Below are 21,872 nucleotides of genomic sequence, written 5' to 3'. Positions count from 1 at the left end.
GGGCGTGTCACGCCCGCCCCCGGACCCCGCTCAGATGGAAAAGGCCCTGCTCAGGCGATGCTCCAGGCGATGCCGTCGAGGATGTCGTGCTCGGAGACCACGACCTCCCGGGCACCCGTCCGCTCCATGATCCGCAGCAGTACCAGGGCCCCGGCGCCGATCACGTCGACCCGGCCCGGGTGCATCACCGGGATCGCGGCGCGCTCGGCGTGCGTGGCCGCCAGCAGGCGGGCGCTGATCTCGCGCACCGTCCCGACCGGGATGCGGGAGTGGTGGATGGCGGCCCAGTCGTACTCGGGCAGACCCAGCGCGATCGCGGCGACCGTGGTGACGGAGCCCGCCAGCCCGACGAGGGTACGGGCCTCGCGCAGCGGGACGGTCCGCTCGGCGAGGTCGAGGGCGGCGTCGATGTCCCGCGTCATGGCGGCGATCAGATCGGCGGTGGGCGGGTCGACGGCCACGCCGTCGCGGACCAGGTGGCGCTCGGTCATCCGCACGCAGCCGACGTCGACCGACCGTGCGGCCGTGACGCGGTCGTCGCCGACGACGAACTCGGTGGAGCCGCCGCCGATGTCCACGACCAGGAAGGGGCGTTCGAGGTCCGCCCGCCCGGCGAGCTCCTTGGTGGCGCCGGTGAAGGAGAACTCCGCCTCCTGGTCGCCGGTGATCACCTCGGGCTCGACGCCGAGGATGTCCACCACCCCGCGCACGAAGTCGTCCCGGTTGGCGGCGTCCCGCGAGGCGGAGGTGGCCACGAACCGGAGCCGCTGCGCCCCCAGCTCCCCGATCACGCCCGCGTACTCGCGGCAGGCCGCGAAGGTGCGCTCCAGGGCCTCGGGGGCCAGCCGGCCGGTGCGGTCCACGTCCTGACCGAGCCGGACGATGGTCATCCGGCGGTCCAGGTCCTTGATCTCGCCGGTCGCGGGGTCCGCGTCCGCGACGAGCAGGCGGATGGAGTTGGTGCCGCAGTCCACGGCGGCGACGCGGGTCACGAGTCCTCGCCCTCCTCCCGGCCGGCGCCGCCGCAGGGGCTCACGCACGGGCCCTTGCGCCACCACTCGGGCAGCATCGCGATCGTCTCGTCGCCCAGCGGGTTCACCCCGGGGCCGGCCGCCAGGGAGTGGCCGACCAGGACGTGCAGGCACTTGACCCGGTCCGGCATGCCGCCGGCGCTGGGGAAGCCCTCCAGGACCTCGACGGCGTCCCGGCGGGCGATGTAGTCCTCGTGCGCGGCGCGGTAGGCGGCGGCCAGTTCCTCGTCCTCGGCGAGCCGGGCCGTCATCTCCTTCATGACGCCCTCGGCCTCGAGGGTGCCGATCGCCGAGGCGGCACGCGGGCAGGTCAGGTAGTACAGCGTCGGGAACGGCGTCCCGTCCTCCAGGCGCGGCGCGGTCTCCACCACGTCGGGGTTGCCGCAGGGGCAGCGGTGCGCGATGGCCCGCAGGCCGCGCGGCGGGCGGCCGAGCTGCTCCTTGAAGGCGGCGATGTCCGCCTCGGTGGGCGGGGCGGGCTCGGTCTGCGGCGGGGGCTTTTCCATGCCTGGGCGTGTCTCTTTCGGGGCGTGCGTCAACGGTGTGCTGCGGCGGCGTCCGCGTGGTCCACGCCGTCCCACAGGTTGGAGTACCAGGGGCGGCGGGCGGCGCTGTCGCTGTGGCGGGCGCCGGACCCGTCGGGGGCCGCGGCTCCGCTGGGCTCCACCACCGTATACGCCGTCTCGCCCGGCAGTACGTAGTGCAGCCGGGCCCGGGCCTGCGCCTTGACGTACTCCGGGTCCTGCCAGCGGGCCTTCTCCTCGCGCAGCTCGTCGACCCGCTTGCGCGCCTGCTCGGCCTGCTTGCGCTGGTCGGCGATCTGCGAGCGCTGCGCGACGTACTGGCGCATCGGGTAGGCCAGGGCGACCACCAGGGCGCAGACCACCAGCGCCAGCAGCGCGGCCCGGCCGGTCAGCCGGCTGCGGCCGCGCGGCAGCGAGGGCCGCGGACGGCCGGCCGCGCGGTAGACGCGGGCCTGCGCCTGTGCCCCGAGGGCACGGATGCGCGTCGCGGTGGAGAAGCGATCCGGCACGTGCACCTCCGGTGGGGTTCGGATGGCCCTTGCTGCGCACGGTGCCGCCCGCCGCGGGCGCGGCGGGCGGCACCGGACGACGTCAGCCCTTGAAGCGCGGGAACGCGGAGCGGCCGGCGTACACCGCGGCGTCGTCGAGGATCTCCTCGATGCGCAGCAGCTGGTTGTACTTGGCGACGCGCTCGCTGCGCGCGGGGGCGCCGGTCTTGATCTGGCCGCAGTTGGTGGCGACGGCGAGGTCGGCGATGGTGACGTCCTCGGTCTCGCCGGAGCGGTGCGACATCATGCACTTGTAGCCGTTGCGCTGGGCCAGCTCGACCGCGTCCAGCGTCTCGGTCAGCGAGCCGATCTGGTTGACCTTGACCAGGAGGGCGTTCGCCGTGTTGCTGTCGATGCCGCGCTGCAGGCGCTCGGGGTTGGTGACGAACAGGTCGTCGCCGACCAGCTGGACCTTGTCACCGAGCTGGTCGGTGATCGTCTTCCAGCCGTCCCAGTCCTCCTCGTTCAGCGGGTCCTCGATGGAGACCAGCGGGTACGCGTCGACCAGCTCGGCGTAGTACGCGGTCATCTCGGCCGCCGACAGCGACTTGCCCTCGAAGGAGTAGCTGCCGTCCTTGTAGAACTCGGAGGCGGCGACGTCGAGCGCGAGCGCGATGTCCTGGCCGGGCTGGTAGCCGGCCTTCTTGATGGCCTCGACGATCAGGTCGAGGGCGTCGCGGTTGCTCGGCAGGTTCGGGGCGAAGCCGCCCTCGTCGCCGAGGCCGGTGGACAGGCCGCGCTCCTTCAGGACCGCCTTGAGGGTGTGGTAGACCTCGGCGCCCCAGCGCAGGGCCTCGGAGAAGGACTCCGCGCCCACGGGCGCGATCATGAACTCCTGGATGTCCACGTTGGAGTCGGCGTGCGAGCCGCCGTTCAGGATGTTCATCATCGGGACCGGCAGCACGTGGGCGTTCGGGCCGCCCAGGTAGCGGAAGAGCGGCAGGTCGGAGGCCTCGGAGGCGGCGTGGGCCACGGCCAGCGAGACGCCGAGGATGGCGTTGGCGCCGAGCGAGGACTTGTCCGGGGTGGCGTCCAGGTCGAACATCGCCTGGTCGATCAGGCGCTGCTCGGTCGCGTCGTAGCCGACCAGCTCGGGGCCGATCTGCTCGATGACCGCCAGCACGGCCTTCTCCACGCCCTTGCCCAGGTAACGGCTCTTGTCGCCGTCGCGGAGCTCGAGGGCCTCGAACGCACCGGTGGACGCACCGGAGGGGACGGCTGCACGGCCCGTGCTGCCGTCGTCGAGGCCGACCTCGACCTCGACGGTGGGGTTGCCTCGCGAGTCGAGGATTTCCCGGGCTACGACGACGTCGATGGACGGCACGTGAGTCTCCTTCTGGATGTCTCTTCGTTTCGGCATGAGCCTAACCGACCCGAAAAGCCACGGCCGGGCACGCTCGGGGGATGGACATGCGCGCGCTCGGAACGGAGGAGAAAGTTCAGCCCGATGTCAGCAGGCGTCCGCCGGGCGGGGGTGGACCCCCGGCCCGGCGGCGTGCGGGGGTCAGCGGCCGAGGTTCAGGTACGAGCCGGCGCTGATCGCGTTCGGGTCGTCGCCGATGACGTCGCGGTTCGCGTCGTACAGGCCGCGCCAGCCGCCCGTCACGTGCTGTTCCATCGCGATCTCGCAGAGCGAGTCGCCCTCCTGCACCAGGTAGCGGCCGCCGGTGGTGGTCTTGGCGCTCGCGTCGTTGGCCCGGCCGGTGTCGGCCTTCTTGGTCTCGGTGCGCGTGTCGGGCGTGAGCGGGATGACGCCCCAGGCGGCCTCGCCCTCGACGAAGTGGGCCGGCAGGCCGCTGGGGCCGTGCTCCTGGGTCCCGGTGGAAGCCGTGCCGTTCCCGGCGGCGGGTGCGTCGGTGGCGGTGCCCGCGTCCGGCTTGCGGTGCTTGCCGGCGCCCTTGCCCTTGTCGCCGGCGGTGGGGGTCGCGGAGGCGTCGGCGCCCTGGGTCGGGTCGGCCTCCGGCACGGCGGTGGTGTCGTCGCCGGTGCCCGGTGCGGTGGTGCCGGTGGTGTCGTCACCGGAGGTGGCGCCGTCACCGTCACCGTCGGTGTCCTGGTCGCCCGAGCCGGTGGAGTCGCCCCCCTGGCCGTCGTGGTCCTGGCCGCCGTGCAGCAGGCCGTCGAGGGCGTCGGTGAGCCCGGAGGAGTCGGCGCAGCCGGACCAGGCGTCGGGGCCGAGTTCCGCGAGGATCTTCTCGGCCACGGATATCTGCTCGTTGCGGCTGGCGAGGTCGGGGCGCTCGGCGTACTGGTCGCCGCCGTACTGCTGCCAGGTCTCCTCGGTGATCTGCAGACCGCCGAAGAAGCCGTTGCCCGTGTTGGAGCTCCACAGGCCGCCGCTCTCGCACATGGCGACCGCGTTCCAGGTGCTGTTGGCGTCGGCGGCGCTGGCGCCGCCCGCTGCGAAGAGGGGGAGCGTGAGGCCCGCCCCGGTCGCCGCGACCGCGACCATGGCGGTCGGGGCCTGACGCGGCTTGCGGTGTCGGCCGTTCCCGGACTTCAGCATGCGCCATCGCCTTTCACGTTCGAACATTGCGATGGCGCCAGACCGTAGCCGCCTTGGCCCATGCATCACAAGTCGATGTCTCACGGATCACGCCAAGATCACGTTCTGACGCTACGTCAGTCACTTTGCGGTGTGAACGCGACCGGCAGGGTCCGCAGACCGCGCATGATCAGGCCGCCACGCCACCTCAGATCGGCCGGATCCGCGGCCAGTCGGAGGTCCGGCAGCCGGGTCAGCAGGGTCGCCAGCGCGGCCTGCGCCTCCAGCCGGGCGAGCGGGGCGCCGAGGCAGTAGTGGATGCCGTGGCCGTAGCCGAGGTGCTGGTTGTCGCGGCGCGTCAGGTCCAGGGCGTCGGGGTCGGCGAAGCGGGCCGGATCGCGGTCGGCGGCCGCCAGGACGACGAGCACCGGGTCGCCGGCGGCGACCGACTGCCCGCCCACGGTGAGCGGTTCGGTGGCGAAGCGCCAGGTCGCCAACTCCACCGGGCCGTCGTAGCGCAGCAGTTCCTCCACGGCGGTAGCGAGCGGCTCGCGCTCGCCGCGGGCGAGGGAGTCCTGCAGCCACCGCCGCTGCTCCGGGTGGCGCAGCAGCGTGTAGGTGCCGTTGCCGATGAGGTTGACGGTCGTCTCGAAGCCCGCGAAGAGCAGGATGAAGGCCATCGCGGCGGCCTCGTTCTCGGTGAGGTGCTCACCGTGGTCGCTCGCCCGGATCAGCCCGGAGATCAGGTCGTCGCCGAGGTCCGAGCGCTTGCGGTGGATCAGTTCCAGCAGGTAGGCGCGCATCTTCTTCACCGAGCGCGCCACTCCCCCGCGCGGACCGCCGCCGTGCCGGATCATCATGCCCGCCCAGTCGCGGAAGTCGTCCTGGTCCTCGGAGGGGACGCCCAGCAGGTCGCAGATGGCGTAGATCGGCAACGGGAACGCGAACTCATGGATGAGATCCGCCTCGCCCTTGGCGGCGAAACCGTCGATCAGGCGGTCGGTGAGCTCCTGCACCCGCGGCGCGAACTCCGCCACCCGGCGCGGGGTGAAGGCCTTCGAGACCAGTCGCCGCAGCCGGGTGTGGTCCGGTGGGTCGATGTTCAGCAGGTGTGTCATCAGGTCCGCGCTGCGCTCACCCGGGATGCCCACCTTGCCCTTGGCGTGGGCGCGTTCGGAGTGGTGGACGGGGTTCTTGCTGAGCCGGGCGTCGGCCAGCGCCTGCTTGGCGTCCGCGTACCGGGTGACCAGCCACGCCTCCACCCCGCTGGGCAGGGTCGTGCGGTGCACCGGCGAGTGCTCGCGCAGCCACGCGTACGCGGGGTAGGGATCGGTCGCGAACTGCCAGCCGAACAGCTCGGGGGCGGGCGGGATGCCGGGGTCGGGGGTCACGCTGTCATGCACCCCATGACGTTAGCCGGTCGCGGCTGAGCCGGTCGGCCAGCCTGGTCGTCTCCGGCAGGCGGTAGGAGGGGGCGAGGGCCAGCACATGGCGGCAGGCGGTGTCCAGGTCGACGCCGTGGCCGGTCGAGACGTAGACCGGCTTCACGCCCCGCTGGGTGCGCAGCACCCGGCCCACCGTCTCCCCCGCGTCCACCAGCGGCGCGGTCGATCCCCGGGCGTCACCGAGCGCCGCCGGGTCCCATGTGCCGACGAACGGCGTCTTGGCCACCCCCGCGGTGGGCAGCCCTGTGAGCACCCCCAGATGGCAGGCGAGGCCGAAGCGGCGCGGGTGCGCCAGCCCCTGGCCGTCGCAGAGCAGCAGATCGGGGGTGACGGAGAGCTTCTCCAGCGCGTCGATCAGCACGGGCAGCTCACGGAAGGCGAAGAGTCCCGGCACGTACGGGAAACCGGCCAGGGCGGTCGCCGTGACCTGCTCGACCGGGGCCAGCGTCCCGGCGTCGAGCACGACGACGGCGGCGGCCACGGCGTCGCCCTCGGCACCGTGGCCGCCGCCGTAGGCGACGTCCAGTCCGGCCACGTACCGCGGATGCCGCGGACCGGGTCCCCTGTGATCCGCCAGCGGGCGGAGCCGGTCCTGCAGGGCCAGTGCCTCGGCCTCGTCACGCGGCCACGCGTGCGGTACGTCGATGCGCATGGCCGTGAGCCTAGGCGCGCCGCATCAGCAGGCGCACGATCGTCCGCGCAGCCGGCTGCTCGGACGGTTCGACGGCGCACGGCGCCCACCCCCGGCCGAGGGCGGGGGTGGGGTGACGACACGACCCCGGCCGGGCCCGAGCCCAAGCGGGAGTCAGTGCTCTTCCTTGCCGCTCTCCTCCTGGCCCGGGCCGGAACGCGTCGGCCCGCCCCTGGGGGCGCCGCCCGGAGCACCGCCCGCGGCGCCCGCCGGTGTGCGGCGCTCCGCGGCGCTCCGGGTGTCCCCGGGGGTTCCCGTGTCACCGGTGCCGCGGACGTCCCCGGGACTTCGGGCGCCGGCCGCGGGGCCGCGGGTGCCGCCCTCCGGGCCGCTCACCCCGTGGGAGCCCCAGTTGCCGAAGCCCTTGAGGGAGTGCGGCAGGTGCCGGATGCCGTCCTGCGGCCACTCGTCCGGTTCCCGCCATTCGGTGAGCGTGTGCCGCTCGCCGTCCTGGTGGCCGGGGCCGTGGTCGGCCGACGTCTCCCGCCCGTGCTCCTGGCGGGTGTGCCACGCCCCGCCGCGGGGCTGCGGTTTCTGTTCCGGTGGGGGCTCCTTGCTCCGTGCCCACACACCGATGGAGACGGCGCCGACGAGGATGCCGACGAGGAAGATGCCCACCACCAGTGGCGCGATGCCGACGAGATAGTCGTGCGGCACGGCCAGCTGGATCTGTTCCAGTGCTCGCATACGTCCCATTTACCCGCTGTGCCCCGAACTGACCCACATCGCCGGAAGGGGATCTTCCGCAACCGGACCGCGCGGCTGGTCAGCCGGTCTTCTCGGCCTCCAGGATCGCGTCCCGGTAGCGGCGCGCGGCGGCCCGCAGGGCGGACTCCGGGTCGATGCCGGCCGCCTGGGCGGCGAGCGCGAGCGCCAGCAGGCGGTCACCGGTGTCCGCGGCGTCCTGGTCCGGGACGGCCACGGACAGCCCCGCCTGGCGGGCCCGGGAGCCGAGCTTGGCGGCGAGGGCGAGCGCGGGCTGCCCGAGGGGGATGCCCTCGGTGACCGAGCCGCGCTGCTTCTCCTCCGCCTTGGTGCGCAGCCAGTGCTCGCGGACGTCCTCCGGCGTCTCGGCGACGGCGTCCCCGAAGACGTGCGGGTGCCGGTGGATCAGCTTGTCCACGATGGTGGCGGCGACGTCGTCGATCGAGAACGGCTCCTCCGGGTCGTCCTGCGCGATCCGCGCGTGGAAGACGACCTGCAGCAGCACGTCGCCGAGCTCCTCGCGCAGGGCGTCCCGGTCGCCCTCCTCGGCGGCCTCGGCGAGCTCGTAGACCTCCTCGATGCCGTACTTCACCAGTTCCTCGGTGGTACGGACGCTGCTCCAGGGGCACTCGCGGCGGATCCGGTCCATCACCTGCACCAGGTCGAGCAGCCGCGCGCCCGGCAGGTCGTAGGAGGCGGGCAGCAGCTCCAGGTCCGGCATGTGGACCCGGCCGGAGCCGCCCAGCCGGGCCAGCTCGTCGGTGACGGCGCGGTCGCCCTCGCCGCCCGCCAGGTAGACCACGGTGCGGCCGTCCCCGGTGAGGTCGACCAGCTCCCGCCCGGTGGGCGCGGACGGCTCGACACGGACCCCGGCCTCGCGCAGGTACGGCAGCTGCGGGTTCCCCGGGTCGGGGCAGACGACCAGGTCGGCGGCGCGCAGCAGCTCCCAGGCGGGCCAGGAGAGCAGGCCGGGCGCGACCCGGTGGGTGGTGGTCAGCAGTACCAGGCGGCCCGGGCGGGCGGAGTCATCGGAGTGGTCCACCCGACGAAACTACCTCGCCGCCGGACGGCACCGGGGCCGGGCCCGAGGGTCGGACCCGGCCCCGGCTGCGGCCCCGGTCGCGCGGCGCCCTACGCCTGGGCGGCGCGGCGGCTGACCTCGCTCAGCCACGGGTCCTTGGTGGCGTCCAGGTCGAGCTTGTCCGAGTTCCACGTGCCGAAGCGCGGGTTGACGTCGATCTCCAGCTTCTTCGACGTGTCGCGCAGCACCTTGATCAGCGCCGTCTGGCCCTCGGGGGTCTGCACGTCGGCGCCGTAGTGGGCGGCGACCTTCTGCATCAGCAGGTCGGTGCGGATGCTCTCGTCGATGTCGGCGGGCACCATCGCGTAGGTCTGCAGCAGCTGGGCCTCCAGGGCCTCCTTGCCGCCGGCCTGCAGCTCACTGTCCGCCCGGGCCTTCTGCAGCTCGCGCCGGGTGACGGAGGCACCGATGTCGTCGGCCGCCCGCTCGATGACCTCGTTCTGCACCAGCCGGTGCACCACGTTGCGCTGGAGATCGCTGCTGGCCTCGATGAGCTGGGCGGCCTGCGGGGTCCTCTCCTGCGCGGCGCGGACCGCGGCGACCTTCGACTGGACCGACTCCACGGTGATCTGCTCGCCGCCCACGACGGCCGCGGCGCCCGCGTGCGGTGTGCCGCAGGAGGTCAGCAGTGGCGCCGCGAGCAACACGGCTGCGGCGGCGGTGGCGGCGAGAGCAGTCCTGCGGCGGAGCATTTTTGCCTCCCGGCAAGGGATCGAGCGACGGTGCACGACCTGGCAGTGATGCAGTGATCGAGGATATTGAGCGGGGCGCCGGGATATCCAGCACTCTGCACAACACACTGCGCAAACGATCCGCCGGACCTCAGGTGTCGCAGGCGACGCCGTCGCCGTCCCGGTCCAGCGAGCGCGAGTAGCCGGGGTCCCCGCGGTGCAGCGGGGCGGCGCCCGCCTCGCGGGCCGCGGCGCAGTTCGCGTACGTGGCGTCCGGCGAGGGGGCGGTGCCCTGCTTGCCGTCCCCGTCCCCGCCGCCGTCCCCGCCGTCCCCGCCGGACCCGCCGGACCCGCCGGACGCCACCGGCTTGCCGTCGTCCGGCAGGGGTTCGTCGGGGCAGGTGTCCAACACCTTCACCATGGCGGCCTTCTCGGCCTCGGTGACCCACAGCCCGTACTTCTTCTTCACCGCGACCTGGCGGGCCACGTAGGGGCAGCGGAAGCCCTTGTCCGGCGGCAGCCAGGTCGCCGCGTCGCCGTCGCCCTTGCCGCGGTTGGTCGGGCCGTCGACGGCGAGGAGGTTCAGCGGGTCGTTGGCGATCTGCGTACGCTTGTCTCGGGACCAGTACTTGGCCCCCTTCTGCCAGGCGTCGCTGAGGGCCACGACGTGGTCGATGTCGACCGTGCTGCGGCCGCGCGTGAAGTCGATCCGCCTGCCGGTGTACGGGTCGGCGAGGGTGCCCGAGGCGACGACGCAGTCCCCGCCCCGGTCGGCGCGGTAGGAGGTGCCGGTGAGGTCGCGGCGGAGTATGTCGTCGCGGGTCCCGCAGCCGTTGTGGTCCGTGTCCGCCCAGGCCGCGCCGAACTCGTCCCGCGCGTAGCCCGTCTTGGGGGCTCTGCCCTTCACCGCCAGGTCGCCGACCGCCTTGAGCGCGCTGCCCTTCGGCGCCCCGTCGCTCCCGGCGCCGCTGCCCGTGCCGCCGCCGAGGCCCTCGCCGGTGCAACCGGCCAGACCCGCGCCGAGCAGCACGGCGGCGGCCGCCGCTGCCGCTGCCGTTCCCGCCCTGGTTGTACGCACCTTGGCACTCTAGGGGGTGGGGGGTGCGGCCCGGCAGGGGGCGTCCGGCGGCCGAACGGTCACCGTACGGGGGCGGTTCGGCGCAGCTCGTCCACAAGGGAGAGGAAGAGGAGGAAGTTCGGGATGTCCTTGACCTTCTTGGACGACCAGGACAGGGACTTGCCGGCCTTCTTCAGCACGAGCACGCCGTCCGAGACCCGCACGCCCTCGATCTCCTGCCAGGTGACGGCCCCGCGCCTGGGCGTCGCGACACCGGTGCGGTTGACCGCGATGTCCCCGAAGGTCAGCGTCCCTCCCTCCGCCAGCATGCGCAGCATGCCCGGCAGCTGGAACCCGGCGACCTCCTGCTGGATGAACGGCCCCCAGCGCTCGGGCTCCGCGTAGAAGTTGAGGATCTTCCGGACCGTGCCGTCGCCCTTGTGCAGGGTGTAGCGGTAACCGGTGGCGACGTGGATGCCGTTGACGTAGGACTCGGTGATCTCCTGCAGCACCGTCATCGAGTCCCAGCGGAAGGCGGCGGGGACGCCGGCGTGGTCGATCTCGACCAGCCCGAACTCGTAGAAGTGCAGTCGCCGGGCGGCGGCCTTGCGGGAGAAGTTCGGGGTCCGCAGGGCGTGGTGGAGGAACCACAGGCCGGGCAGGACGAAGCAGGCCAGCCCCACGAGGATCATGAACACGAAGTTGCAGGTCATCAGGAAGCCGTGCCGCTTCGGCAGGATCGTGAAGCGGTGCCGGCCGAGGCCCTCGGCCGCGGCGGCGGCCGCGACGTCGTCGGGTATCCGGTCTTCCATGGTGCGTTCCGCCGTTCTCGGGGAGGGGACGGGAGAGGACGGCCCTGGCGCGGCGTGCGCCAGGGCCCGGGGATCGTAGCCGGTGGCCGTTAACCGGTGGCCGTTAACCGGTGACCGGTGGCCGGTGGCCGCTGGTCTCAGCCGGCCAGCTTGTCGATGTCGACGGTGTCCTTGGCGGCCGGGGCGCTGAGCGCCGCCTGCTCGTCGAAGTCGGAGAAAAGCATGGTGCCGGGCTCCTTGCCGCCCTTGACGACCACCTTCAGCACGTACGGCTTGCCCTCGGTGGCCACGTAGGCGGTGGTGGTCTCGGCGCCGTCCTTGCTGACGATGGGCAGGGCGGGCGTGCCGGCGAGGGTGGCGGGCTTGCCCTTCTTCCCGCCCAGGTCGCCGTCCGCGTCCTTCTCCAGCTCGGCGAGGAACTTGTTCAGGTCGCAGGCCTCGATGAAGTCCTTGTTGTCCGGGGCGTCCGCCTTGGTCTTCATCCAGCGGTCCCCGATGAAGTCCTGCGCGGCCGCGCCGTCCGAGCCCTGGGACTTCCAGAAGGCGTCGTCACCCTTCATGTAGAGCGCCTTCCCCACCTTGACCAGCCGCACGTTGCCGCCCTCGACGGTGACGTCGCCCTTGCAGTCGCCGGTCCTGCTCATGGTCATGTGGAACTTCATCGGCTCGCCCTCGGAGACGCCGTCGAGGTCGACGGTCATCGACGAGGCCGACTTCATGGCGGCCACGGACTTCTTGCCGATGTCGGCGACCGGCTGGTCGGCCAGGGCGGTGGAGGCGGGCTCCGCCTTGTCGCCGCCGAGCGGGCCGCAGGCGGCCATGGTGAGGGCGGCGGTGAGGCAGCCGAGGGCCGTGAGCGCGCCGCGAGTGGTGGTCATGAGAGTCGTCCCCCTTGGTGGACAGCGTGTGGATGACGGTTGCGGGCCGGCGGAACGCCCGGGGACTCCGTGAACCGATGGGTCAATCACAGCACGAGCTGTGAACCGAGTCAACACGAGCATTCGGTTCGCATGGATTCACGACGTGAATGCTCGGATTTCACGTTCACCGCTATGCTCATGACCACAGCCGCACCCCGCGGGAAGGGAGCCAGCCAGGTGCCGGAGAACGCAAGCGAGGTGACCGCCGCCGGGATCGCGCGGCTGGCCGGGGTGGGGCGGGCGGCCGTCAGCAACTGGCGCCGCAGGCACGCCGACTTCCCCAAGCCGGTCGGGGGCACCGACACCAGCCCGGCCTTCGCGCTGCGGGAGGTCGAGGGCTGGCTCCGCGCCCAGGGCAAACTCGCCGAGGTCCCGCTGCGCGAACGGGTCTGGCAGCGGGCCGAGTCCCACCCCGCGGGCACCGCCACCGCGCTCCGGCAGGCCGGCGCCGTCTGCCTGCTGGTCCGTGAACGCCCCGGCCACGGGCCCCGGACAGGGGCCCCGGAGACCGGGAACGCCCTGGCCGCCGAGGACGCCGTGGCCGCCGTGGCCGCCGTACGGGACGTCCTCGAACGGCACTTCGGCGGGCGGTTCGGCCCCGGCACCCCCGTCGACGCAGAACTGCTCGGCGGGGCCGCCGAACTCGCCGCGGAAATGGGACCGCGCCAGGCCTACGAGTTCCTGCTGGGGCGCTACCTCGACGCCAACCCCCGGCAGTACACGCTGACCCCGCCCGCGCCCGCCGAGCTGATGGCCGCGCTGGCCGGCCCGGCCCGTACCGTGCTGGACCCCGCCTGCGGCACCGGCACGCTGCTGCGTGCCGCCGAGGCCCCGCACGAGGTGTACGGCCAGGAGGCCGACCCGGACCTGGCCGCGCTCGCCGCGCTGCGGCTGGCGCTGCACTCCGACCCGGCCTCGGTGGTGCGGGTGGCCGGCGGCGACACCCTGCGCGCCGACGCCTTCCCCGGGCTCGCCGCCGACGCGGTGCTCTGCCACCCGCCGTTCAACGAGCGCAACTGGGGCCACGAGGACCTCGCCTACGACCCCCGCTGGGAGTACGGCTTCCCGGCCCGCACCGAGTCCGAACTCGCCTGGGTGCAGCACTGCCTGGCCCGGGTCCGGGAGGGCGGGACGGTCGTGCTGCTGATGCCGCCCGCCGCCGCCTCGCGCCGCTCCGGCCGCCGGATCCGGGCCGACCTGCTGCGGCGCGGTGCCCTGCGCGCCGTGGTCGCGCTCCCGGCCGGCGCCGCGCCCCCGTACGGCATCCCGCTCCACCTGTGGGTGCTGCGCAGGCCGGGCGCCGGCACACCGGCCTCCCCGCACCTGCTGCTGGTCGACACCGCCGGATCGCAGGACGCCGCCCCCGGGGGCGAGAAGGTGCCCTGGCAGACGGTGCGCGCCACCGTGCTGGACGCCTGGCAGTCCTTCGACCGGCACGGCACCACGGAGGAGCGGCCCGGCGTGAGCCGCGCCCTGAAGGTCATCGACCTGCTCGACGACGACGTGGACCTGGCCCCCGCCCGGCACCTGCCGCCGCCCGCCGCGGGCGGCGGGGCGGCCGAACTCGCCGGGGTGCGCGAGCGGCTGGCCGCCACCCTGCTGCGCAGCGCCGAACTCGCCCCCGCGCCCGCCGGGGCGGCCGAGCCCGCCCGCTGGCCGCTCACCACCGTCGGGGAGCTGGCCCGCGCCGGGGCGCTGGTGCTGCGCGCGGGCGGCAACGGGAGCGCCGGCCCCGGTGGCGGCCCCGCGGTGCTCACCGAGCACGACGTCCTCGGCGGCGGCGCGCCGAGCGGCACCCTGCCCGAGGGACCGTCCGAGGAGGAACCGGTCCTGACGCGGGAGGGCGACGTGGTCGTCCCCGTGCTCGGCCGGGGTTCGGCCGCCCGCGTCGTCGACGCCGCCACCGCCGGGGCGGCCCTGGGACGCAACCTGCACCTGCTGCGGCCCGATCCGGCCGCCCTGGATCCCTGGTTCCTCGCCGGCTTCCTGCGCGGCACCGCCAACAACCGCCAGGCCAGCAGTTACGCCTCCACCGCGACCCGGCTGGACGTCCGCCGGCTCCAGGTGCCGCGGCTGCCGCCGGCCGACCAACGCCGGTACGGGGAGCGCTTCCGCACCCTGGCCGCCTTCGAGGACGCCATGCGACTGGCGGGGCAGTTGGGCGAGCGGTTGGTGCAGGGGCTCTACGACGGACTGACCGACGGCACGGTGCGTCCCGAATAGTTACGGGATCGGGTGACAGCCCGTCGTCGGCGGCGGATACTCTCGCGATACCACCGCAGCTGTCCCCGCACTGACGTCCAGGGAGTCCGAGAGCAGTGATGAACGGCCCCGGCCCGGTCCCGCCGTACCCACCCGCTCAGTCCAAGGCCGCGGCGACCACGCTCCGTGTCGTCTTCCTCACGATCACCGCGTTCAGCTGCGGCTACCTGTCCAGCCTCGCGCTGCTGCATCTGGCGATCCAACGGCGCCGCGCCAAGGACTGGGTGCTCTTCTGGCTCAGCGCCACGCTGACCGTCGCGTCCTTCGTGACCGTCGGCAGCCTGCCGACGACCGACCCCTGGACCGACGCGGCGGTCATACCCGTGATGCTCATGGTGCCCGTCGTCGGCGTGTACTACCTGCTGGCCGACCTGGCACTGCACCGGGCGAACACGGCCCCGCCCCACCCGCCGTACGCCGCGACCGTGCCGTACCCGCCGCCGCACCAGCCGGGGCCGCCGCAGCCGCCGGCGAACTACAACCCGTACCTCACGCCCCCGCCCCCCGCGCCGCAGGCCCCGCCGCCGCAGTCGCCCGTGCCCCCGCACCAGCCGCGGATCAACCAGGTGCGGGCCGAACTCGACGAGCTGAGCGACCTGCTGCGCAAGCAGGAGGGCGGTCAGTGAACGGACGGATCGTCGCCGGCCGATACGAGCTGGCCACGGTCCTCGGCCAGGGCGGCATGGGCCAGGTGTGGACCGCGTACGACCGGCGGCTGGACCGGCGGGTGGCGGTGAAGCTGCTGCGCCCGGACAAGGTGGCCGGTGGCGCCGACGCCGACGAGCTGCGCCGGCGTTTCGTACGGGAGTGCCGGGTGACCGCGCAGGTCGACCATCCGGGACTGGTCACCGTCCACGACGCGGGCAGCGACGCCGACGAGCTGTACTTCGTCATGCAGTACGTCGAGGGCGCCGACCTCGCCGACCACCTCGCCGAGCACGACCCCTACCCCTGGCCGTGGGCGGTCGCCGTCGCCTCGCAGCTGTGCGCCGTGCTGGCGGCGGTGCACGCGGTGCCGATCGTCCACCGCGACCTCAAGCCCCGCAACGTGATGGTGCGTCCGGACGGCACCGTGGTCGTGCTGGACCTCGGGGTCGCCTCCGTACTGGACACCGACACGACCCGGCTCACCCACACCGGCACCCCCATCGGGACACCCGCGTACATGGCGCCGGAGCAGGCGATGAGCGGCGCGGTCGGGCCCCGTACGGACCTGTACGCGCTCGGGGTGCTGCTGCACGAACTGGTCAGCGGCACCGTCCCGTTCGCGGGCGCCACGGCGCTCGGCGTGCTCCACCGGCACCTGTACGAGCAGCCCGTGCCACTGCGGCAGGTGCGCCCGGAGGTGCCGGAGCCGCTGGAGGCGCTGGTACTGCAACTGCTGGCGAAGGACCCGCAGCACCGCCCGGCCGACGCACAGGAGGCCTACCGCCGGCTCGCGCCGCTGCTGCCGTTGCCCGGCGCCGTCCACCGCCCCCTCGGGCCGATGGACCCCACCCGGCCCTTCCTGCGCCCGCTCGCCCCCTGGCCGGACCGGCCGGCCGGCCCGTCGCAGCCCGCCCCCGCCCCCACCCCGGCCGCGACCGCGGCCCCCGCGGGCCACGGCATAGCGGAGGCCGTCGACGAGGTGAAGCGGCTGCTCGACGCGGGCCGCATCACGCAGGCCGTCGACATCCTGGGGGGCGTGCTGCCGGCCGCCGCGGAGAAGCACGGCGAGCAGTCACCGGTCGTGCGGATGCTGCGCAAGCAGTACGCGGCCACGCTGATGGAGGACGGCCAGTACCGCCGCGCCCTGCCGGAGTTGCGCCGGCTCGCGGACGAACTGGCCGCCGAGTCGGGGCCGTCGGGACGCCAGTCGCTGCAGTACCGCTACGAGGCCGCCCAGTGCCTGGAGCAGCTGGGTGAGGCCCCGGCGGCGCTCGCCGAGTACCGGGCGCTGCTGCCCTCCTTCGAGCAGTACCGCGCCACCGACCCGGACCTGCCCCTGGAGGTGCGGCGCCGCATCGGCCACCTGTTGCTGTCGGTGGGCGACCGCGTGGCCGCCCACGACGTGCTGTCGCGTCTGCTCTACGACTCCGACCGGGTGCACGGCCCGAACCACCCCTTCTCCCTGGAGGTCCGGCGGACGCTGACCTGGCTGGGGCAGGTGGGCCGCTGACCGGCGGCTACCGGCGCCGTCCGGTGCGGGGAGGACGGGGCCCGTAGGTCAGCCCCGGCCTTGCCCGGCCAGACGCAGTCGCGCCGCCTGCGCACTCATCGCCCGCTTCAACCGGGGTCCGAAGGGCTTCTCCACGAGACGGTGGATCGTATAGGCCAGTACCAGCATGCCGAAGATCGCGCTCACCAGGGTCTCCCGCGGGGTGAGCCCGAGATGCCGGTGCAGCGCGGTGATGGCGAACCAGCCGAGATGCTCGTGGACCAGGTAGAAGGGGTACGTCAAGGCTCCGGCGAAGGTGAGCCAGCGCCAGTTCGCCCAGTGGAGCCACCCAAGCGCCACGGCAGCCACCGCCACGAAGGCCAGGGTGACGACGAAAAGGATCACATGGGGGGAGCGCGGTTCCCCGCCCGTCGCGTCCGGGGACCACAGGGCGGTGGTGGAGTAGCGCTGTCCCAGCAGCCAACTGACGCCGACGATGCCCCAGAGCAGAAGGTCGCTGCCGTAGCGGTGGATCAGGTACAGGGCGAGACCGCCGATGAAGAACGGGGCGTGGTCACGCATCACGATCTCGTCGGTCAGCGGGGTGTCGGCGACCCGGGCCAGCACGCCCGCCACCGTCCACAGGCAGCAGAAGATGACAACCCGGCGGTATGTGACGCCCTTCCAGACGACGAAGAGCGCGAACAGGAGGTAGAACCGGGCCTCGACCCACAGGGTCCAGCACACCCCGAGGACCCGGGGTACGCCCATCGGCTGCTGCAGCATCGTGAAGTTGACCAGCACCTCGTCCAAGCGGAGGGGGTGGATCACGGCCGGCGCTGCCACGCAGGCCACGGTCGTCAGCACGATCGCCGCCCAGTAGGCGGGGTAGAGCCGCGAAACACGGGAGCGGAAGAAGTCGCCCAGCGACTTCCCCCAGGCGCTCATGCAAATCACGAAACCACTGATGATGAAGAAGAGCTGCACTCCCAGGCAGCCGTAAACGGCAACATCGGAAAGGTGCGGGAAAAGCTCCCGTGGGTTGCGTCCCCAGGCGTGTCCGGTCTGCGCCTTGCCGACGTAGTGGAAAAGGCAGACCATCAGCGCGGCAACGAGGCGCAGACCGTCCAGGGCGCGCAGCCGATCGCCGCCGGCGCGTCTGCCGCCAACGGCCTTCCCGGGCCTCTCCTTGTCACCCACTATGACGGGCGCGGCCTTGACCGAACCCCGTTCCGTTACCGTCGAGGACATCGTGCTCCCACCAGCCGTCTGCCAAATCCAGCCTCCCCGCGACACGGGGCGCCATGTGAGCGTAAGGAATTGTCAGCCCGTCGCGATTCGGGCCAAGTCGACATCCGCGGACATCCGGAACAGGCGGCGGAAACCCTCCAGCCCGAGTTCATCTTCCGATCACCTTGTGTACAGCAGGCAGCCACACAACGAAAGCTAGCCTTTCCATGGTTTCCGCTGTACGAGAACTAGGTGAACATGTGACCAATAGGCCCACGCTCTCCGTCGTCGTCCCGTGCTACAACATCCGGTATTACCTCGCCGACATGGTGTCCAGTCTCGTCAGTAATGACCGGGACGATTTCGAGTTCATCTTCGTCGAGGACCGCTCCACAAAGGACGACACGTACGAAGCGCTACTGGACATGTCCAAGCGGTTGCGGAACAGCCGGGTCATCCGGCACGACACGAACCAGGGACTCGCCACCGCCCGCAACACCGGGATCGACGTGGCGGAAGGGCGCTACCTCACCTTCCTCGACGGGGACGACTGGCTCGCCCCCGGTTACCTGCCGAAACTCGTCGACGCGATCGAGCGTCACGACGTCGACTTCGTGCGCACCGACCACGTCCAGGTCACCGGAGTGGAACGCCGGGTGCACCGCGCGCCCGAGGGCCGCCGCGACACACCGCTGGATCCGCGCGGATCGATCCTGCCGACGGACGACACCACGATGGTCGACTACCCGTACGCCTGGGCGGGCATCTACCACCGTCGGCTGCTCGACCGAGGCCTGCTCCGTTTCCACGACGGGCTCCGCACCGCCGAGGACCGCCCGTGGATCTGGGCACTGCACCGCGAGGCGGACTCCTACGCGGTGGCGAGCCTGCACGGCGTCTTCTACCGGCGCGGCATCACGACCTCGCTCACCCAGATCGGCGACGTGCGGCAGCTGGACTTCATCCGGTCCTTCGAGCTGGTCCTGGAGGAGCTGGCCGGCGACCCGGACGTCGCGGACCTGCGCCCCAAGGCCATTCGGAACTACTGCGTCGTGATCGCCCACCACCTGCGCGAGCGGGACCGCTTCGAACGGCGGGTCGCCACCCGTCTGAAGGAGCTCAGCGCCGAAGCGCTGCGCCGCATCCCCGAGCACGAACTCCAGAAGGCCCTGGCCGGTATGGACGACCAGCGCAAGCGGACCCTGCGCCGGATACGCGGCGGTATGAAGGAAGCCCTCGTATGACCCAGATCTTCTTCGCGGCCACCCAGTACGCCGCCGCGACCATCACCAGCGCCATCAGGGCCGGCCTCTTCGGGCCACGGAAGGACCGCCGGCTGCTCGTGGTGAGCAACACCTCCTCGATACCCGAGCTGAGCACCCCCCTGGACAAGATGCCCGGCTTCGAACAGCTGCGGCCGGAGTTCGACGCGGTGCACTCGTGGAACGACACCATCGCCCCGCACCACCCGGTCGGCTGGTCGCCGCGTCCCGAGGACACCCTGCTCTGGGAGCGGGCCCTGCGCCTGGCATGGGACCTGGGAACCGAGCCGGTCGAGATCGCGTGCGAATCCATCCAGGCGAATCCGTCCCGTGCCATCGTGGAGATCTTCGCCGACAGCCCCGTCCACGTGTACGCCGATGGCCTGATGAGCTACGGCCCCACTCGTAACCGGATCCCGGTCGGCGTGAACAGCCGCATCAAGCGGCTGCTCCACCTCGACCTCGTGCCCGGGCTACGCCCGATGCTGCTGTCCGAGTACGGCGTCGAGCCGGTCGTCATCCCCAAGGAGCCGTTCCTGCACGTCCTCGAGCAAATCGGGGGGAACGGCGTCGCGGCTCTCGACGAACACTTGCCCGCCGACGACCGGCCCACGGCCGTGCTGCTCGGTCAGTACCTCTCCGCCCTCGATCTGATCACGACGGCCGAGGAGGACGGGCTGCACGTGAGAATGCTCCGCGGAGCGGTCGCGGCCGGCCACCGGCACGTGCTGTTCAAGCCGCACCCCAGCGCGCCCGCCCAGTACTCGCAGTCACTGCAACAGGCGGCGGAGGAACTGGGGGTGCGGCTCAGCGTCCTCGACGTTCCCGTGCTGGCGGAAACGGTGTACCAGCACGTCCGGCCCGGCCTCGTCGTCGGATGCTTCTCCACCGCGCTGATGACCGCGGCCGTGTTCTACGGGATACCCGTCGCACGGGTCGGCACGGAACTGCTGCTGGAACGGATCACCCCCTACGAGAACAGCAACCGGGTGCCCCTCACCGTCATCGACGCCGTCCTCCCGGACCTCGAGCGGGACACCGCCGAGGCCGGCAAGCCGCTCGAGCTGTCGCCGGAGCGGGTCAACGGCGAACTGGCCCCCCTGGTCAGGACCGTGAGCTACTGCATGCAGTCGGTCAAGTACGCGCCTCTCCGGGACGAGGCCGAGGCGTGGCTCACAGCCCATCTCTCCGCGAACGCGAATTACTTCAAGCGGCGCCGGCTGACCAGTCTCCGGCTGCCGGGCGGCAGCGGGGTCAGGGCCGAGGGCCTGCGCCGCAACCCGGCGGTGCGGCGTCTGGTGAAGAGCATCCGGACCGCCCAGGGCTGACATCGGGCTGGGCTGAACCGGCGGTTCAGCCCAGCCGGCGGTTCAACCCAGCCAGCGGTTCAACCGCAGTCGCGTCCACAGCAGACTGGCGGCGAAGGACAGTACAACGGTCCCCGCCACCAGCAGCGTGAGCAGTCCGGCCGCACCGATCCAGCCCGCGTCCGCGGTGACCAGCGACGGGGCAAGGGCCCGCAGGAACATCAGGTGCACCAGGTAGGCACCGAAGGCAGCGGCGCCGAGCCGGGACAGCAGCGGCCGGAACCGTGCCGGCACGGTGATCCGGTTCAACGCCATCAGCAGCGCGCCGGCCAGGAACGGCACGAACACCCCCGCGTAGGGGGACGGGTAGTGCACGAAGCGCTCGTACGCGACGACGGCGGCCCACCCGCACACACCGCCCGCGAGCCACAGCAGGCGCCGACGGCGCCCAGTGGTGGCCGAGGGCGGCAGCGCCAGCAGGAAGGCGCCGGTGGCGGCATAGGCGAGCTGGTACGGGGACGGGTCCCACGCGAAGCCCGGCGATTTCACGTGGAACAGCCCGGCGACGTCGTCCAGGAGGGTCGGCGCGAGCGCCAGGGCGACGAACACCGCAGCGAGGCCGTAGGGCCGCTTCCCTCCTTTGACCAGGGCGGCGAGCGACAGCACGGCGATCACCGGTACGTAGGCGTACAGGTACCAGAGGTGGAAAGCCGGTTGCACCGACCCGAACAGCGACTCGTAGGCCAGCCGGAGGGTGGACCGGGAGTTGGTGTCCCGGATCCAGTCCCACACCAAGTACGCGGCCGTCCACACGGCCATGGGCACCACGATCCGGGTCAGCCGTCTGCGCACCTGCGCCCCGTCACGAGGCGGCGCGCCACAGAGGACGACCCAGCCGGCCATCGCGAAGAACAGAGGTACGGCGCATCGGCTCAGGCCGTCGCCGGCCAGCGCGATCCAGTAGACCGGCCGGCCGCCGCCGGGCTCACGGCCGACGGCGTTGAGGAACTGGCCCGCGGAGTGGCAGACGATGACACCGATGGAGCACAGGACGCGCAGCAGGTCGATGTCGAATCTGTGCGCGTGCGACGGGGCGTCCCGCGGCGTGGAGGGCGCCGTGGCCGGGCCGGTCGCGGGCGTGGTGACGGGGACGGGGGCTGACGCGGCGGTGGTCATCGGCTGCGCGGAGATCGGTGGTCACTCCCGGTCGTACGAGCGGTCCGGCCGGTGTCCGGCAGGGCCGCGGGATCGGATGGTTGCGCGGCACGGCCCCGCCGCGGGCGGGTGCGTCCCGGGTCCTGCCGGCGGGCGGACCGTCCCCCGGGGCGCGGGAGGCGGCGGCTCCGGCCCGCCGTCGCGGGCACGGCGGGCAGGGGTTCCGCGGGCCGGCCGGCCCGGCCGGCCGTGCCCGGAGGGCCCGGGGCGAGGCCCGTCCGCTCTCCGGACCGGGCGATGTCGAACGGTTCCTGCGACCACGTGTACCCCGGTGCGTCGGCTTCATGGCCGGCCACCTCGCCCGGCCCCGCGAGGGCCGGTCCGGGCCGGTGTGCGGGCGGGACGGCGATGTGCATGGATCCACGTTCCGGTCGATGTCCGAAATCACCTGTCCCGGCAGACTATGGGACGTCCCCGGGAGCGCGAGGCCCGAACCGGGGGAAGGCCGGCCGCCGCGGGGTGGCGTCCAGGTGAACCTGGCCCGGATGC

20 protein-coding genes are annotated in these 21,872 nt (G+C 72.7%); 5 read left to right on the top strand and 15 right to left on the bottom strand.

The features are described from left to right. Positions 1-50: 50 nt before the first annotated feature. The 13 genes from ABZ479_RS14890 to ABZ479_RS14830 all read right to left on the bottom strand — a co-directional run bounded on the left by ABZ479_RS14890 (position 51) and on the right by ABZ479_RS14830 (position 11,928). Positions 51-992, bottom strand: coding sequence for a Ppx/GppA phosphatase family protein (locus ABZ479_RS14890; RefSeq protein ID WP_499600212.1), 942 nt, complete (start codon positions 990-992; stop codon positions 51-53). Next, complete coding sequence (locus ABZ479_RS14885; protein ID WP_500461963.1) at positions 989-1,537, bottom strand: DUF501 domain-containing protein; 549 nt, start codon at positions 1,535-1,537, stop codon at positions 989-991. Before ABZ479_RS14885 ends, ABZ479_RS14890 begins: the two co-directional genes overlap by 4 nt. Positions 1,538-1,566: 29 nt before the next feature. Beyond that, positions 1,567-2,064 carry an FtsB family cell division protein gene (locus ABZ479_RS14880; protein ID WP_499600210.1) on the bottom strand — a complete coding sequence of 166 codons (498 nt, stop codon included), beginning with the start codon at positions 2,062-2,064 and terminating at the stop codon, positions 1,567-1,569. A gap of 82 nt (positions 2,065-2,146) precedes the next feature. Continuing rightward, on the bottom strand, positions 2,147-3,427 hold the full coding sequence (eno, locus tag ABZ479_RS14875; RefSeq protein WP_499600209.1) for a phosphopyruvate hydratase: 1,281 nt from the start codon (positions 3,425-3,427) through the stop codon (positions 2,147-2,149). A gap of 180 nt (positions 3,428-3,607) precedes the next feature. After that, on the bottom strand, positions 3,608-4,609 hold the full coding sequence (locus ABZ479_RS14870) for a transglycosylase family protein (RefSeq protein WP_500461962.1): 1,002 nt from the start codon (positions 4,607-4,609) through the stop codon (positions 3,608-3,610). Between the two features lie 116 nt (positions 4,610-4,725). Next, positions 4,726-5,991, bottom strand: coding sequence for a cytochrome P450 family protein (locus ABZ479_RS14865; RefSeq protein WP_500461961.1), 1,266 nt, complete (start codon positions 5,989-5,991; stop codon positions 4,726-4,728). Further along, complete coding sequence (locus ABZ479_RS14860) at positions 5,984-6,685, bottom strand: endonuclease V (RefSeq protein ID WP_500461960.1); 702 nt, start codon at positions 6,683-6,685, stop codon at positions 5,984-5,986. Before ABZ479_RS14860 ends, ABZ479_RS14865 begins: the two co-directional genes overlap by 8 nt. A 153-nt stretch (positions 6,686-6,838) precedes the next feature. Further along, the gene (locus tag ABZ479_RS14855) at positions 6,839-7,411 is read right to left on the bottom strand and encodes a DUF6479 family protein (protein WP_500461959.1); all 573 of its coding nucleotides are present in this window, start codon (positions 7,409-7,411) and stop codon (positions 6,839-6,841) included. 79 nt (positions 7,412-7,490) lie between these two features. Next, positions 7,491-8,471 carry a nucleoside triphosphate pyrophosphohydrolase gene (locus ABZ479_RS14850; protein ID WP_500461958.1) on the bottom strand — a complete coding sequence of 327 codons (981 nt, stop codon included), beginning with the start codon at positions 8,469-8,471 and terminating at the stop codon, positions 7,491-7,493. 89 nt (positions 8,472-8,560) lie between these two features. Continuing rightward, positions 8,561-9,202: a SurA N-terminal domain-containing protein gene (locus ABZ479_RS14845; protein ID WP_500461957.1), complete on the bottom strand. Its 642-nt coding sequence runs from the start codon at positions 9,200-9,202 to the stop codon at positions 8,561-8,563. 130 nt (positions 9,203-9,332) lie between these two features. Then, entirely contained in the window at positions 9,333-10,259 is a 927-nt protein-coding gene (locus ABZ479_RS14840) for a GmrSD restriction endonuclease domain-containing protein (protein WP_500461956.1), read from the bottom strand. A 59-nt stretch (positions 10,260-10,318) separates the two neighbouring features. Continuing rightward, positions 10,319-11,050 carry a DUF6585 family protein gene (locus ABZ479_RS14835; RefSeq protein WP_500461955.1) on the bottom strand — a complete coding sequence of 244 codons (732 nt, stop codon included), beginning with the start codon at positions 11,048-11,050 and terminating at the stop codon, positions 10,319-10,321. 137 nt (positions 11,051-11,187) lie between these two features. Next, on the bottom strand, positions 11,188-11,928 hold the full coding sequence (locus ABZ479_RS14830) for a hypothetical protein (RefSeq protein WP_500461954.1): 741 nt from the start codon (positions 11,926-11,928) through the stop codon (positions 11,188-11,190). A 219-nt stretch (positions 11,929-12,147) separates the two neighbouring features. Between ABZ479_RS14830 and ABZ479_RS14825 the strand changes: the two genes are divergently transcribed. The 3 genes from ABZ479_RS14825 (at position 12,148) to ABZ479_RS14815 (ending at position 16,390) form a co-directional block, all read left to right on the top strand. Then, the gene (locus ABZ479_RS14825) at positions 12,148-14,193 is read left to right on the top strand and encodes an N-6 DNA methylase (protein WP_500461953.1); all 2,046 of its coding nucleotides are present in this window, start codon (positions 12,148-12,150) and stop codon (positions 14,191-14,193) included. A gap of 98 nt (positions 14,194-14,291) precedes the next feature. After that, entirely contained in the window at positions 14,292-14,858 is a 567-nt protein-coding gene (locus ABZ479_RS14820) for a hypothetical protein (protein ID WP_500461952.1), read from the top strand. Beyond that, complete coding sequence (locus ABZ479_RS14815; RefSeq protein WP_500461951.1) at positions 14,855-16,390, top strand: protein kinase domain-containing protein; 1,536 nt, start codon at positions 14,855-14,857, stop codon at positions 16,388-16,390. Before ABZ479_RS14820 ends, ABZ479_RS14815 begins: the two co-directional genes overlap by 4 nt. A 48-nt stretch (positions 16,391-16,438) precedes the next feature. On the opposite strand, the gene ABZ479_RS14810 is transcribed toward ABZ479_RS14815, so the two are convergent. After that, positions 16,439-17,620, bottom strand: a complete 1,182-nt coding sequence (locus ABZ479_RS14810; protein ID WP_500461950.1) for an acyltransferase family protein — start codon at positions 17,618-17,620, stop codon at positions 16,439-16,441. Between the two features lie 239 nt (positions 17,621-17,859). Between ABZ479_RS14810 and ABZ479_RS14805 the strand changes: the two genes are divergently transcribed. Together ABZ479_RS14805 and ABZ479_RS14800 are read left to right on the top strand one after the other, a co-directional pair. Next, complete coding sequence (locus tag ABZ479_RS14805) at positions 17,860-18,843, top strand: glycosyltransferase family 2 protein (protein ID WP_500461949.1); 984 nt, start codon at positions 17,860-17,862, stop codon at positions 18,841-18,843. After that, entirely contained in the window at positions 18,840-20,189 is a 1,350-nt protein-coding gene (locus ABZ479_RS14800; protein ID WP_500461948.1) for a polysialyltransferase family glycosyltransferase, read from the top strand. The genes ABZ479_RS14805 and ABZ479_RS14800 overlap by 4 nt, the downstream gene beginning before the upstream one ends. 42 nt (positions 20,190-20,231) lie before the next feature. On the opposite strand, the gene ABZ479_RS14795 is transcribed toward ABZ479_RS14800, so the two are convergent. After that, a complete protein-coding gene (locus tag ABZ479_RS14795) occupies positions 20,232-21,344 on the bottom strand; it encodes an acyltransferase (protein ID WP_500461947.1) in 1,113 nt (370 codons plus the stop codon). Positions 21,345-21,872 lie beyond the last annotated feature (528 nt).

Source organism: Streptomyces sp. NPDC005722, from assembly GCF_040630935.1.
Lineage (GTDB): Bacteria > Actinomycetota > Actinomycetes > Streptomycetales > Streptomycetaceae > Actinacidiphila.
Note: the sequence above shows the minus strand (reverse complement) of the source record. Positions and strands in the feature narration are given on the sequence as shown.